The 14,460-nt window shown below is 47.7% G+C and carries 14 protein-coding genes; 11 read left to right on the forward strand and 3 right to left on the reverse strand.

Annotated elements, in window-relative coordinates; all coding sequences use genetic code 11:
* Window positions 1–36 precede the first annotated feature (36 nt).
* A complete protein-coding gene (gene cimH, locus NYE22_RS01025; protein WP_015714950.1) occupies window positions 37–1,389 on the reverse strand; it encodes a citrate/malate transporter CimH in 1,353 nt (450 codons plus the stop codon).
* A gap of 553 nt (window positions 1,390–1,942) precedes the next feature.
* On the opposite strand from cimH, the gene cydA reads away from it, so the two are divergent.
* From cydA to NYE22_RS01050, 5 genes are all read left to right on the forward strand, one after another.
* Window positions 1,943–3,349 (forward strand): cytochrome ubiquinol oxidase subunit I, encoded by a 1,407-nt coding sequence (gene cydA / locus NYE22_RS01030; protein WP_069703973.1) that lies wholly within the window; start codon window positions 1,943–1,945, stop codon window positions 3,347–3,349.
* Window positions 3,333–4,349, forward strand: coding sequence for a cytochrome d ubiquinol oxidase subunit II (gene cydB / locus NYE22_RS01035; RefSeq protein ID WP_161986618.1), 1,017 nt, complete (start codon window positions 3,333–3,335; stop codon window positions 4,347–4,349). Before cydA ends, cydB begins: the two co-directional genes overlap by 17 nt.
* Window positions 4,349–6,052, forward strand: coding sequence for a thiol reductant ABC exporter subunit CydD (gene cydD, locus NYE22_RS01040; RefSeq protein ID WP_161986619.1), 1,704 nt, complete (start codon window positions 4,349–4,351; stop codon window positions 6,050–6,052). The genes cydB and cydD overlap by 1 nt, the downstream gene beginning before the upstream one ends.
* Window positions 6,049–7,776 carry a thiol reductant ABC exporter subunit CydC gene (gene cydC, locus NYE22_RS01045; protein ID WP_161986621.1) on the forward strand — a complete coding sequence of 576 codons (1,728 nt, stop codon included), beginning with the start codon at window positions 6,049–6,051 and terminating at the stop codon, window positions 7,774–7,776. Before cydD ends, cydC begins: the two co-directional genes overlap by 4 nt.
* Window positions 7,777–7,861: 85 nt before the next feature.
* Window positions 7,862–8,692: an NAD(P)H-hydrate dehydratase gene (locus NYE22_RS01050; protein ID WP_124059430.1), complete on the forward strand. Its 831-nt coding sequence runs from the start codon at window positions 7,862–7,864 to the stop codon at window positions 8,690–8,692.
* Window positions 8,693–8,706: 14 nt separating this feature from the next.
* Here the strand turns inward: NYE22_RS01050 and NYE22_RS01055 are convergent, their stop codons facing one another.
* Entirely contained in the window at window positions 8,707–10,080 is a 1,374-nt protein-coding gene (locus NYE22_RS01055; protein ID WP_003244111.1) for a cytosine permease, read from the reverse strand.
* 211 nt (window positions 10,081–10,291) lie between these two features.
* Here NYE22_RS01055 and sigY point away from each other — a divergent pair, with 211 nt between their 5' ends.
* Genes sigY through NYE22_RS01085 form a run of 6 tightly spaced genes read left to right on the forward strand, consistent with a single transcriptional unit; the run spans window position 10,292 to window position 13,196 of the window.
* A complete protein-coding gene (sigY, locus tag NYE22_RS01060) occupies window positions 10,292–10,828 on the forward strand; it encodes an RNA polymerase sigma factor SigY (RefSeq protein WP_071577796.1) in 537 nt (178 codons plus the stop codon).
* Window positions 10,821–11,141, forward strand: coding sequence for a YxlC family protein (locus NYE22_RS01065; protein WP_161986623.1), 321 nt, complete (start codon window positions 10,821–10,823; stop codon window positions 11,139–11,141). The genes sigY and NYE22_RS01065 overlap by 8 nt, the downstream gene beginning before the upstream one ends.
* The gene (gene yxlD / locus NYE22_RS01070) at window positions 11,138–11,344 is read left to right on the forward strand and encodes a sigma Y negative regulator YxlD (RefSeq protein WP_003227291.1); all 207 of its coding nucleotides are present in this window, start codon (window positions 11,138–11,140) and stop codon (window positions 11,342–11,344) included. The genes NYE22_RS01065 and yxlD overlap by 4 nt, the downstream gene beginning before the upstream one ends.
* Entirely contained in the window at window positions 11,341–11,529 is a 189-nt protein-coding gene (yxlE, locus tag NYE22_RS01075; protein ID WP_003227293.1) for a sigma Y negative regulator YxlE, read from the forward strand. The genes yxlD and yxlE overlap by 4 nt, the downstream gene beginning before the upstream one ends.
* A gap of 6 nt (window positions 11,530–11,535) precedes the next feature.
* Entirely contained in the window at window positions 11,536–12,423 is an 888-nt protein-coding gene (locus NYE22_RS01080) for an ABC transporter ATP-binding protein (protein ID WP_161986625.1), read from the forward strand.
* Window positions 12,420–13,196, forward strand: coding sequence for an ABC transporter permease subunit (locus NYE22_RS01085; RefSeq protein WP_342412233.1), 777 nt, complete (start codon window positions 12,420–12,422; stop codon window positions 13,194–13,196). Before NYE22_RS01080 ends, NYE22_RS01085 begins: the two co-directional genes overlap by 4 nt.
* On the opposite strand, the gene NYE22_RS01090 is transcribed toward NYE22_RS01085, so the two are convergent.
* Window positions 13,193–14,395, reverse strand: coding sequence for an MFS transporter (locus NYE22_RS01090; RefSeq protein ID WP_342412234.1), 1,203 nt, complete (start codon window positions 14,393–14,395; stop codon window positions 13,193–13,195). The two genes, NYE22_RS01085 and NYE22_RS01090, sit on opposite strands and share 4 nt — an antisense overlap.
* Window positions 14,396–14,460: the final 65 nt, after the last annotated feature.

Consider the following 14,460-nt stretch of genomic DNA (forward strand, 5'->3'; position numbering starts at 1 on the left):
CTCTTTCGTTTGACGAAGAACTTGCTCCGAGGTGTATCAATAAAACTGGTGCAGCAGCAATAAGGTTAAGGATACTGTAATTGCACCCCCGATGCGGGTAGACACCTGGGCGAAAGGCATTAGCTCAAGCCTCTCAGCGGCGCTTAAAATAGCGACGTCACCCGTACCGCCTTGTCCAGAATGGCACGCATTGATTATGGCGGTTTCAATCGGATACATGTTCAGCCATTTTCCAGTGAAGAAGCCAACGGCCATCATGGTCACAACGACAGACAGAATCGTGATAATATTGCTGAGGTTAAAAGCGGCGACAAGCTTGTCCCACGGAGTCATGGATACCCCGATCGCAAAGAGAAGCGGGTAGGTCACAGCTGTTGAAAAGAAGCGGGACACTCCAAACGCACCATTTTCAATTGAGGCAGGCACCAATCTGAACAGCTTTATGAGAACAGCCAGTAACAGCATGGCAACGGGTGCCGGAAAACCGAAAAAATCGTGAGCGAGCATGCCGACTAAGTATAAAGAAACAGCAAGGATACCGCCTGACGCAAATAAAGAAAGGTTGAACATTTGCTGTCCGCTTTGAGATTCCTCCAGCGCAGGGGACTCTTCTTCGGAGCGGTCCACTTTGCCGTTGCCTGTCCATTCCGGTTTTTTCTTTCCGATTCTGTTCAGCAATCCCGCTAGAATAATCGCGCACAGGCTGCCTAGCATAATCGATGGCAGAACAAGTGCAAACGCTTCCCCTTGAGAAATGGGCATGATGTCAGAATATCCGATGGACAGCGGGATAGCGCCTTCTCCGACTCCTCCAGCCATAATCGGAATGACAATGTACAGCAGGGTATGCTGAAATCCGAGTCCGAGCAATGTCCCGACAGCCAGTCCGACAATAGCGGCTGTGACAGAACCGACAATAAGCGGAATAAAAATTTTCATGAATGCTTTTACGAGTGTTTCTCTTTTCATGCCGAGAATGCTTCCGACGACAATACCGGCGATAAACAAATATAGAAAGTTTGAGTTTTCTGTAAATTCTGTGGTGGATTTGACGATATCATTAGGCAGCAGGTGATAGTACACGACAGCGGACGGAATAAAAGTAGCTAGGATGGCCGGGCCGCCAATAGAACGCACAATCGGTATCGATTTGCCGATTTGGGCAAAGGTAAACCCGAAAAACGCCATGACGGCAATGGATGTCAAAATGTCACTTTTTACATCGTGATGCATAACAAAAACAGTGATTAATATAAACAGCAAGGCATACACAGGAAGCGGTATGATGCCTACTTTTATATTCATGGCTTTCGCAAACCAATTCTCTTTTCGAACCCCTTCGTGAATTGTATCCGTTTGCAATTGCATTTGTGTTTGAAGCTCTCCCATTGAAAAACCTCCCCTATTCTTGATGCAGTGAAATTGTTCACTATGTTAAGTATACTAAAAAATTGAAATTATTAATATATTAAAAATTTACTATTCAACTTTTCTCCACTTGCCGGTTCAAATGAAAAGAGGCATCCTGCCTAAAATCTGTTTATGACGGAGTGCTGAGAAACGAGTGCTGGTGCAGGGCAAGCATTTTGTTCGCAAGGAACGATGTGTTGATGTACGATAATAAAGGGTCATTTATCCTAGCAGCCGACATAAATAAGCAACAAAATAGACAAAAATCCGTCACATTGGGCGGGACTTTTTAGGTATTTTAGGCTTTATTTTTGAAATGAATCGTTGTAAAGTACTTAATATGAACCAGTCAGAGATTGTGTCATTTGGTCAGTCTGGCAATCTTGCATCATATTGGATGACTTTTTGACACATTTGTGAAATATTGAGCAATATTTTTTTCGTCTATTTTGTGAATTACTGATCAAAGTCTCGGTTCTATTTGTGAAGTAGTGAGCAAATTACAGTTTTAACCGGAAATGGAGGAGAAAGCATGAGTGAATTGGTATTAGCCCGCATACAGTTTGCATCAACAACGTTGTTTCACTTCTTGTTTGTGCCGATGTCTATCGGGCTTGTGTTTATGGTTGCGTTGATGGAGACTCTTTATCTTGTAAAGAAAAATGAGCTGTATCTCAAAATGGCAAAGTTTTGGGGACACTTATTCTTAATAAATTTCGCAGTCGGTGTTGTAACAGGGATTTTGCAAGAATTCCAGTTTGGACTGAACTGGTCTGATTACTCCCGTTTTGTCGGAGATGTATTTGGTGCGCCGCTTGCGATTGAAGCATTATTGGCGTTTTTCATGGAGTCTATTTTTATCGGATTATGGATTTTTGGCTGGGACCGCCTGCCGAAGAAAATTCACGCTCTCTGCATATGGCTCGTATCATTCGGAACGATCATGTCATCTTTCTGGATTTTAACAGCAAACTCCTTTATGCAGGAGCCAGTCGGCTTTACGATCAAAAACGGCCGCGCGGAAATGAATGATTTTGGCGCGTTGATTACAAACCCTCAGCTTTGGGTTGAATTCCCGCACGTTATTTTTGGTGCGCTTGCCACTGGAGCTTTCTTTATTGCCGGAGTGAGTGCTTTTAAACTGCTGAAGAAAAAAGAAGTGCCGTTCTTTAAGCAATCTTTTAAACTCGCAATGATCGTCGGCCTTTGTGCAGGTCTTGGCGTCGGCCTTAGCGGACACATGCAGGCTGAGCACTTGATGGAATCACAGCCGATGAAAATGGCTGCCAGTGAAGGTCTATGGGAAGACAGCGGTGACCCTGCTGCTTGGACCGCTTTTGCGACGATCGATACAAAAAATGAAAAAAGCTCAAATGAAATCAAAGTTCCTTATGCCTTGAGCTACTTGGCTTATCAGAAATTCAGCGGAAGTGTCAAAGGGATGAAAACCCTTCAGGCTGAGTACGAAAAAATATACGGAAAAGGCGACTACATTCCGCCAGTGAAAACGACATTCTGGAGCTTCCGCATCATGGTAGGAGCAGGTGTTGTCATGATTCTTGCTGCGTTAGGCGGCCTTTGGTTAAACCGCCGTAAAAAGCTTGAAAACAGCAAATGGTATTTGCGCATCATGATCGCGTTGATTTCCTTCCCGTTTCTTGCGAACTCCGCGGGCTGGATTATGACAGAAATCGGACGTCAGCCTTGGACGGTTATGGGGTTAATGACAACCGCTCAATCTGTGTCGCCTAATGTAACAGCGGGCTCCCTGTTATTCTCAATCATCGCATTCGGTGTGATGTACTTGATTCTTGGTGCACTGCTTGTCTTCTTGTTTATCCGTGAGATTAAAAAAGGTGCGGAGCATAGTGATCATCATGATGTTCCTGTATCAACAGATCCATTTAGTCAGGAGGTATACCATGGCATCTCTTCATGATCTTTGGTTTATACTCGTTGCCGTATTGTTTGTAGGTTTCTTCTTTTTGGAAGGCTTTGATTTCGGGGTCGGCATGGCGACCCGTTTTCTTGGCCATAATGAATTAGAACGCAGAGTGCTGATCAACACGATCGGGCCGTTCTGGGACGCGAATGAAGTGTGGCTTTTGACTGGCGCAGGCGCCATTTTCGCGGCATTCCCAAACTGGTATGCAACGATGCTGAGCGGTTATTACATTCCGTTTGTCATAGTGCTGCTTGCGTTAATGGGCCGCGGGGTCGCGTTTGAGTTCCGCGGCAAGGTGGATCATTTAAAATGGGTAAAGGTTTGGGACTGGGTCGTTTTCTTCGGCAGTCTGATTCCTCCGTTTGTGCTTGGTGTGCTGTTCACGACATTATTCCGCGGGATGCCGATTGATGCCGACATGAACATTCACGCACATGTATCTGATTATATCAATGTATATTCTATACTTGGCGGTGTGACGGTAACACTTCTTTGCTTCCAGCATGGATTAATGTTTATCACGCTGCGTACGATTGGTGATTTGCAAAACCGCGCCCGGAAAATGGCGCAAAAGATAATGGGTGTTGTTTTTGTAGCGGTTCTTGCCTTCGCGGCCGTTTCTGCGTATCAGACAGACATGTTTACACGCCGCGGCGAGATTACCATTCCGCTCGCTGTTTTGATTGTCATCTGCTTTATGCTCGCGGCTGTATTTATTCGTAAGAAAAAAGACGGCTGGACATTTGGGATGACAGGCGCTGGTCTGGCGCTGACCGTGGGAATGATCTTTATTTCCCTATTCCCTCGCGTAATGGTCAGCTCGCTTCATAGCGCATACGATTTAACAGTAGCTAACGCTTCTTCCGGAGATTATTCGCTTAAAGTCATGTCAATTGCAGCATTAACGCTATTGCCGTTCGTCATCGGCAGCCAGATCTGGAGCTATTATGTCTTCCGGAAGCGCGTCAGCCATAAGGAGCCTATGACTTATTAATGGGAAAAGACCTGTTTCGATATAAAGGAATGAAGCGGATTCTCACCGTGATTACTTGTTTAACGCTGATTCAGACAGCCGCCATTATTATGCAGGCAGAGTGGCTGAGTAAGGCCGTAACCGGACTGTTCAACGGGAAGGGCATTACCTCCCTTTTTCCGGTGATCGGCTTTTTCCTCATCGCTTTTATCGCCCGGCACGGGGTGACGGTGGCGCGACAGAAAATCGTCTATCAATACGCCGCCCGGACAGGAGCAGATTTGAGAAAAAGTTTTCTTGATCAGCTGTTCCGATTAGGCCCCCGCTTTGCAAAGAAAGAGGGGACGGGGCAAATGGTGACGCTGGCGATGGAAGGCATCAGCCAGTTCCGCCGCTACCTGGAGCTGTTTCTGCCGAAAATGGTCAGCATGGCGATTGTGCCTGCGGCGGTTGTCATTTATGTGTTTTTTCAGGATCGGACATCAGCCATCATTTTAGTCGCTGCTATGCCGATTCTGATCATCTTTATGATTCTTCTCGGCCTTGTCGCGCAGAGAAAAGCGGATCGTCAGTGGAAATCCTATCAGAGACTTTCCAATCATTTTGTTGATTCTCTTCGCGGGCTGGAGACATTGCGTTTCCTAGGTTTGAGCAAGTCACACAGCAAAAATATTTTCTATGTGAGTGAGCGGTATCGCAAGGCAACGATGAGCACACTCCGGGTGGCGTTTTTGTCATCATTCGCCCTCGATTTTTTCACGATGCTGTCGGTGGCGACAGTCGCAGTATTTCTGGGCCTGCGCCTTATTGACGGCGATATTTTGCTTGGCCCCGCTTTAACGGCGCTTATTCTGGCGCCTGAGTATTTTTTGCCGGTGCGGGAAGTGGGGAATGATTATCATGCAACGCTGAACGGCCAGGAAGCAGGAAAAACCATTCAAGAGATTTTGTCGCAGCCTGGTTTTAAAGAAGAGACGCCGCTTCAGCTCGAAGCTTGGTCTGATCAGGATGAGCTGAAGCTGTCAGGCGTGTCAGTCGGCCGTTCGGTGTCTGATATTCATCTCTCATTCAAAGGCAAGAAAAAAATCGGCATTATCGGTGCAAGCGGCGCCGGAAAATCAACATTAATTGATATTCTCGGCGGATTTTTAGAGCCGGATGGCGGGATGATTGAGGTTAATGGTACAAGCCGGTCCCATTTGCAGGACGGCAGCTGGCAGAAGAACCTTCTTTACATTCCCCAGCATCCGTACATTTTTGATGATACGCTTGGCAATAACATTCGCTTCTACCACCCAAGCGCTTCGGCAGAGGATACAGCCCGTGCTGCTGCGGCGGCGGGACTGGCGGAGCTGGTGGATAGCCTTCCTGAAGGATTAGAGGGGCGGATCGGGGAAGGCGGCCGGGCGCTCAGCGGCGGCCAGGCACAGCGTGTCGCGCTGGCCCGCGCCTTTTTGGGAAACCGTCCGATCCTGCTGCTGGATGAGCCGACCGCCCATCTTGATATCGAAACAGAATATGAAATAAAAGAAACGATGCTGGATTTATTTGAGGATAAGCTCGTCTTTCTCGCGACTCACCGCCTTCACTGGATGCTCGATATGGACGAAATTATCGTGCTTGACGGGGGCAGGGTTGCGGAAATCGGGACTCACAATGAACTGCTGGAGAAAAACGGTGTGTATACCAAACTCGTGAAGGCACAACTGGGGGAAAGAGCATGAAGAAAGAAGAATGGATTTTGCCGTATATCAAGCAAAATGCCCGCCTGTTCGTTCTGGTTATCTTTTTGGGCGCGGTGACGATTTTTTCTGCTGCTTTTCTCATGTTCACCTCAGGTTTTTTGATTTCTAAAGCGGCGACAAGGCCGGAAAACATTCTGCTCATTTATGTGCCGATTGTCGCTGTGCGCACCTTTGGGATTGCGCGGTCTGTGTCGCGATATGTGGAACGGCTCGTCGGGCATCACATCATTTTGAAAATCGTATCTGACATGCGCGTCCGCCTTTACAATATGCTTGAGCCGGGTGCTTTGATGCTGCGTTCCCGTTTTCGCACGGGGGATATGCTCGGCATTTTGTCTGAGGATATTGAGCATTTGCAGGATGCTTTCTTAAAAACGATTTTTCCTGCGATCTCAGCCTTGCTCCTGTATGCTGTGTCAGTGATAGCGCTCGGCTTCTTCTCTTGGCTGTTTGCCATATTGCTTGCGCTTTATTTGTTTGTTCTTGTTGTATTGTTTCCGGTTGTGTCTTTGCTCGTGACGAGAGCGAAGAATGCGAGGCTGAAAAGCGGACGGAATGTGCTGTACAGCCGTCTGACAGATGCCGTGATGGGTGTCAGCGACTGGATGTTCAGCGGACGCCGGCATGCTTTTATTGATGCTTATGAAAAAGAGGAACATGATTGGTTTGAGCTTGAACGGAAAAAACAACGTTTTACGAGATGGCGGGACTTTGCTGCGCAATGCTTTGTCGCCGGCCTTATTTTGCTGATGCTGTTTTGGACAGCGGGACAGCAAGCGGACGGCGAGCTCGCTAAAACGATGATTGCCGCTTTTGTGCTAGTGGTATTTCCGTTGACGGAAGCCTTTTTGCCGCTTTCGGATGCCTTAGGCGAAGTGCCGGGCTATCAGGATTCTATCAGACGCATGAACAAGGTGGCTCCTCAGCCGGAGGCGTCACAAACAGAATCAGGGGCTCAAATGCTCGATCTTCAAGATGTCACCTTGGCCTTTCGTGATGTGACGTTTTCTTATGACAACAGCAGCCAAGTGCTTGACAACTTTTCCTTTACGCTGCGCCAAGGAGAAAAAATGGCGCTGCTCGGCCGAAGCGGCTCTGGGAAATCAACATCGCTTGCATTAATCGAGGGCGCCTTGAAACCGGACTCCGGTTCTGTAACGTTAAACGGAGTGGAGACAGCGCTGTTAAAGGATCAGATTGCGGATGCGGTGGCCGTGTTAAATCAAAAACCGCACCTGTTTGATACAAGTATTCTGAACAACATCAGGCTCGGAAACGGAGAAGCAAGCGACGAAGATGTGCGCCGCGCCGCAAAGCAGGTCAAGCTGCATGACTACATTGAGTCATTGCCTGACGGATATCATACCTCTGTACAGGAAACGGGCATCCGTTTTTCCGGTGGAGAGCGCCAGCGGATCGCGCTTGCGAGGATTTTGCTGCAGGATACACCGATCATCATCCTCGATGAGCCAACAGTCGGCCTCGATCCTATTACCGAACGTGAATTGATGGAAACGGTGTTTGAGGTGCTGAAAGGAAAAACGATTTTATGGATTACCCACCATCTCGCGGGAGTGGAAGCGGCTGATAAAATCGTATTTCTCGAAAACGGCAAAACAGAAATGGAAGGAACCCATGAGGAGCTTCTGGCGGCAAACGAACGGTACAGCCGCCTGTATCACCTTGATGTTCCTGTAAAATAGAAGACAGCCCTAAAAGGCTGTCTTTTTTGTTTGAAAAAGAAAAGGGACAGGAAAAATAGGAAAAGAAAGCAGAGGAGGGATAGAGATGAATGTTCCATATTGGACGGAAGAGCATGTAAGGGCCACGCTTCCTGAAAGAGATGCGGAGAGCCATAAAGGCACGTACGGTACGGCTTTGCTGCTGGCTGGAAGTGACGACATGCCGGGGGCAGCGCTGCTTGCAGGGCTTGGGGCCATGCGGAGCGGTCTCGGCAAGCTTGTCATCGGTACATCAGAAAGCGTAATCCCGCTAATTGTTCCTGTTTTGCCCGAGGCGACCTATTGGCGTGACGGCTGGAAAAAGGCGGCGGATGCTCAGCTTGAAGAGACGTACCGGGCCATTGCCATCGGACCGGGCCTTCCGCAAACGGAAAGCGTACAGCAGGCAGTCGATCATGTGCTTGCGGCTGATTGTCCTGTTATTTTGGATGCCGGAGCGCTGGCGAAGCGCACATATCCGAAACGGGAGGCTCCCGTCATCCTCACGCCGCACCCGGGCGAGTTTTCCCGAATGACAGGGGTGCCCGTGAACGAATTGCAGAAAAAAAGAGCGGAATATGCAAAGGAATGGGCGGCTCAGCTGCAGACTGTCATTGTGTTAAAAGGAAACCAAACCGTCATCGCGTTTCCTGATGGAGACTGCTGGCTCAATCCAACCGGAAACGGGGCGCTCGCCAAGGGCGGAACCGGTGACACGCTGACGGGCATGATATTGGGGATGCTCTGCTGCCATGAAGATCCAAAGCACGCCATATTAAACGCGGTCTATTTGCATGGTGCGTGCGCCGAGCTCTGGACGGACGAGCACTCCGCTCATACGTTGCTCGCTCATGAGCTATCTGACATCCTGCCCCGCGTGTGGAAACGATTTGAATGATAAAAAAGCTGTCTTCAGAGAGAAGACAGCTTTTCTTGATACCCCGCCCGTTTTTTCAGACGCGGTTTCATTAATACATAGTAAAGCACAGAAGGCACGGCCAAGCCGATAATCCATGCGATGTCTCCGCCGCCAAACATTTTGGCAAGCGGTCCGATGTAAAAGCTTGTGTTGATAAACGGAATTTCCAGCAAGATAGACAGAACGAACGCAATTGTGGTGATCCAATTGACCTTTCCATAAGGCCCGTTTACGTCGAACATGGCTTTGACTTGATACTTTCCGTGGCGAACGAAGTAGTAATCGACTAAATTGATTGCCGTCCACGGAATTAAGAAATAACTGATGAAAAAGATAAAATTCAAAAACAGCTCCATAAAATTGCTCTGTCCCAGTAGGCTTAAGACTGTGCCGACAAGCGTGACACCCAGGATCATGATGATTCTGACTTTGGGCGTGACTTTTAATTTCAGAAACGGCTCCAGCGTTGTTGTCGTGGACATGAAGGCCCCATACAGGTTAAAAACATTAATTGCCATTTGTCCAAATAGCACAATGATCAGCATAATAAACGAGAAGGGACCGAACAATTGGACAATCTGGCTGCCTGAGTTTGCCGTAAAGTCAGGAAGTGAGGTTGTCAGCAATGCGCCGAGCAGCATCATCCAGATGGAGCTGACAGATGTACCTGCATAGCTGTACCAAAATGTTTTTGAAGCCGGTGTTTTAACTGGCAGATATCTTGAATAATCGGCAACATACGGCGCGTAGGCAAGCTGCCACGTCGCAACTGCGCTAACTGCCACCAAGAAAATTGGCAGATCAATCGCTCCGGGAATCCAGCTGCCTGCCGGAATCGGCAATTGAAAAATGAGAATCGTTGCAGCAAAAAATACAGCAAAAGAGGTCCAAGAAAGGATTTTTTGCATTTTGTGAATCAAATCATGGCCGAAAATGGTGAGTAAAAAACATACGGCGCTTAAGCCTATAATGCTCCATGATCCCGGGATGGGAACAAAGCTGCTTAAGGTTCCGGCCGCCAGAATCGTGCTGCTTGCGAAGAAACCAAGGTAGATAAACATGACTAAGAAGAGGGGAAGAATCGCTCCGATTACGCCGAATTGGGCACGGCTTTGAATCATTTGCGGGATGCCTAGCTGAGGGCCTTGCGCGGAATGAGACGCCATAAATATGGCACCGATTAAGGTTCCGCAAATAATAGCGGCAACACTCCAAAACAGATTAAGTCCCATTGCAACGGGAATCGTGCCGGTCACTAACGTGGTGATATGCATATTAGCCCCGAACCATACGGGAAATAAATCTTTCGCTTTACCATGTCTTTCTTCATTCGGAATATATTCAATCGTTCGCCTTTCTACTTTCAATGCATCGTCCTCCATATTGGATGTTTTTTTGAAATCGACATAAAGTCATAGCTTAACAGACTATAAGGGGGTTTACAAATAAGGATATGCAGCCAAACGGCCGGGAAGCCTGATCTGTCAATGGCTGAAAAGAATTGTAAAAAAGATGAACGCTTTTGAATCCGGTGTCGTCTCATAAGGCAGAAAAACAAAAAAGGGGGGATCACGGTCATTGGATACACATGAAGAACAGCGGCTGATCCAGCAGGCGAAAGAGGGAAACGACGAGGCGTTTACAGCCCTTTTCCACTATCACTATTCTTTCTTATATAAATACTTGTTAAAGCTTTCCCTTCACCCCGATCTCAGCGAGGAACTTGTTCAGGAAACCTTTCTGAAAGGGTACATCCATTTAAGAAGCTTTCAGGGCCGTTCAAAATTCTCCACATGGCTAATCTCCATTGCATCGCGGCTCTATCTCGATCACCAGAAAAAGAGAAAGAGAGAATGGAAACGGAATCAGACAGTTACGGAGGAAACAATCCGCAAGATCAAGTGGGACGTGTCGGCGAAAGGGGCAGAGTGGAGCGAAACGCTCGACCTGTTTTCAAAGCTGGACCCTAAACTGCGCACACCAGTTTTATTAAGGCATTACTACGGCTATACCTACGCCGAAATCGGGATGATGCTTCAAATCAAAGAAGGCACTGTAAAGTCCAGAGTTCATAAAGGGCTCCAGCAAATCAGAAAGGAGTGGGACGATGAATAAAGAAAAGCTTCCTGATCATTTAAAGTCAGAATGGAAAAAAATTGATCAAACAGCCAATCCCTCTATACCGACTCAAAAAGAACTGCTTCACCAGCTGTCACAAATGAAAGCTGAATACAGAAAAAAACTTCTTCAAGAGATCATTTTATTTGTATTTTGTGCGCTGATGGTTGTGAGTGCTGCAATCTTTGCTTTCACTCAAGTTCCTGCTGTGTTTATTGTGCTTCAGGTTTGTGTGCTTGCGGTGCTGCCGATTTTGATTGCGGCTGAGAAAAAAAGGCATCTCGGCGAATGCGAGGTGAAACGCGGATGACACAAACAGAAATTATCATAACGGTTGCGGCTTGTCTCATCGTATTGGCGCAGGGAATCTTTTTATTTATTGATGCGAAAAAACGTAATCGCATGGCATGGGTTTGGGGGATTGTCGGATTGATTCAAGCACCGATGCCTCTGATTTGTTATTACTTTTTTGTCATTAGGCCGGATCGGAAGAAAAGGGGGATCAAGCAATGAATATTTCTTGGGAAATGATTTTGCCGCTGATTGTATTACAGCTGGCTTTGGCGGTGTTTGCCCTCATCAGCTGTATAAAAGAAGAGCGGACGAACGGGCCAAAGTGGATGTGGGCTGCAATCATCGTATGTATCAATATTATCGGGCCGATATTATTTTTCACCGTCGGCAGAAAGCAAAGGTGAGCTGGCATGCTGTCTATTGAGTCATTATGCAAAACATATCGGCATCACGAAGCTGTAAAGAATGTCAGTTTTCACGTGAATGAACACGAGTGTGTCGCACTATTAGGACCTAATGGAGCCGGCAAAACCACGACTCTGCAAATGCTGGCCGGACTGCTTTCGCCAACCTCCGGAAACATTAAGCTGTTAGGAGAAAAAAAGCCGGATCGGCGTTTGATTGGGTACCTCCCTCAGTATCCTGCTTTTTATTCGTGGATGACCGCAAATGAATTTTTGACATTTGCGGGGAGACTGTCCGGCCTTTCGAAGAGAAAATGCCAAGAGGAAATCGGTGAGATGCTGGAATTTGTCGGTTTGCACGAAGCGGCGCACAAAAGGATCGGGGGCTATTCAGGAGGAATGAAACAAAGACTCGGTCTGGCACAGGCACTGCTCCATAAACCGAAGTTTTTGATATTGGATGAACCGGTGTCTGCACTTGATCCGACAGGACGGTTCGAGGTGCTGGACATGATGCGTGAGCTGAAAAAGCATATGGCCGTTCTGTTTTCTACACATGTTTTGCACGATGCAGAGCAGGTGTGTGATCAAGTGGTGATTATGAAAAACGGTGAAATTTCATGGAAAGGCGAGTTACAGGAGCTGAAACAACAGCAGCAAACGAACGTTTTTACCCTTTCAGTGAAAGAGAAGCTGGAAGGCTGGCTTGAAGAGAAGCCTTACGTCTCAGCTATTGTCTATAAGAATCCGTCCCAAGCTGTTTTCGAGCTGCCTGATATACACGCTGGCCGGTCATTATTAAGTGACTGTATCCGAAAGGGATTGACCGTCACCCGATTTGAACAGAAAACGGAGTCTCTAGAAGACGTCTATCTAAAGGTGGTGCACGCATGAAGGTGATGATGGCGCTTTTGCAGAAGGAGTGGCTGGAAGGATGGAAAAGCGGCAAGCTGATTTGGCTGCCGATTGCGATGATGATCGTCGGGCTGACACAGCCGCTGACCATTTATTATATGCCGGAAATCATCGCACATGGAGGGAACCTTCCTGACAGCATGAAAATCAGTTTTACGATGCCCTCCGGGTCTGAAGTGATGGTCAGCACGCTTTCTCAATTCAACACGCTTGGCATGGCTCTGGTCATCTTTAGCGTGATGGGCAGTGTAGCCAATGAAAGAAATCAAGGGGTAACAGCGCTGATTATGTCGCGGCCTGTGACGGCAGCCCATTATATCGTGAGTAAATGGCTCATCCAAAGCGTGATCGGCATTATGTCGTTTGCAGCTGGATACGGGCTTGCTTACTATTACGTCCGGCTGCTGTTTGAGGACGCATCATTCAGCCGCTTTGCCGCAAGCCTTGGCCTTTACGCGCTTTGGGTGATATTTATTGTGACCGCCGGCCTTGCCGGAAGTACGATATTCCGGTCTGTCGGAGCAGCTGCGGCTTGCGGGATCGGGCTCACAGCAGCCGTTTCCTTTGCTGTTTCACTATTTCCAGAAGGTGCGAAGTGGCTTCCGGCTGAGATTTGCAAGCAGGCGGAGCATATCCTTCTTCATGGAGAGCGGGCAGATTTTTTCGGATGGTCACTCACTTTCTCCATTCTGTGCATCATGCTTCTGGCCGTGTTTTCTGTGTGGCGCTTCCGGCGGTATGAAAGCTATTAATTGATCATGTTACGTTTTTGCGCGAGCATCACAGAAAAGGCGGCAAATGCCAGAGACCCGGCTCCATAAAAAACTCCCGCAAGCCCGATAAGCTGTGCGATTTTTCCGGCAAGAAGGGGCCCGAGGAAGATGCCTAGCGCATAAAATGATTGATAAAACCCCATCACTGACATTTTTAATCGGGCAGAACTGATTTCGACGACATGGCTTAGCAGCAGAGGAAAAACGAAGCCGAGCGCCAGCCCAATACAGGCGTGTGTGATGCAAACCGTGAACAATGCAGCTGAAAAAGGAACGTATAGCAAGCAGACCCCGGTGACAGCGAAACTAATGAGCATCACGGAGTAAGCGATACGGCTTGTAAAGCGCAGAAACACAAAGCTTAATGTGGCGGCCGCGTGTGGGAGGAAAAAGGCGCTCATCACCCAAAGCAGCTCCGCGTCGCCCATTCCGAGCTGATTCATGTAAAGCGGCGTAAAACCAAACACTGTGATAAATAATACGGCATGGGCCGTCATAGACAGGATGGTGAAAAGCTTCAGCTTTGGCAGCCGCAATGTATCTTTGATGTACTGATTGACACGAATGGTGCCACGGTTTGCGGGAGGAGCAGACGGATCCTTAATAAAGCAGCAGATCACCAGACCGGCGACCGAGGCTGCCAGCGCCATCCAAAAAGGGACCTGCCTGCCTAAATGGGCTGCCGCAAGCCCGCAGAACACAATGCTGGCAAACTGAGGCATGACGGTAAAAAACTGCATGATGCCCATTGCTTTTGATGCATTGCCATTGTTGAAATAATGTGCGTATAAAATGGTCGCCATCACCCACATAGAAGCAGTGATTCCTGCGAAAAGCCGGGCGGCCAGCACGAAGAAGAAAGAATCAAACATCAGAAAAAGCAGGCTGCTGAGGACGGAAAAGCCGAACCCGGCAATTAACAATTGCTTGCGCAAGGAAAACAGGATGTCTGACAAAAGGCCGAGCGGGAATCGCAGAAGGATTTGCGTGACCCCGTAGCTGCCGAGAATGATGCCGATTGCGCCATATGAAAAGTGCAGATCCTCCAAATACAGACTGAATACAGGAACGTAAATATAGCCTGAAAACCAGAAACAAAATACCATGCATAAAAAAACGGCGTGATCTAAAGCACCGATTGTTTTTTTATGAGGAATCAAGTCCTGCTGTAATTCCATCGTATCTCTCCACCCCTTTCCTTCCAGTACAACACAATTGTTGAAAGCGTTTCAATAGAAAAATA

Source organism: Bacillus sp. FSL K6-1560 (assembly GCF_038592935.1).
Classification (GTDB): domain Bacteria; phylum Bacillota; class Bacilli; order Bacillales; family Bacillaceae; genus Bacillus; species Bacillus subtilis.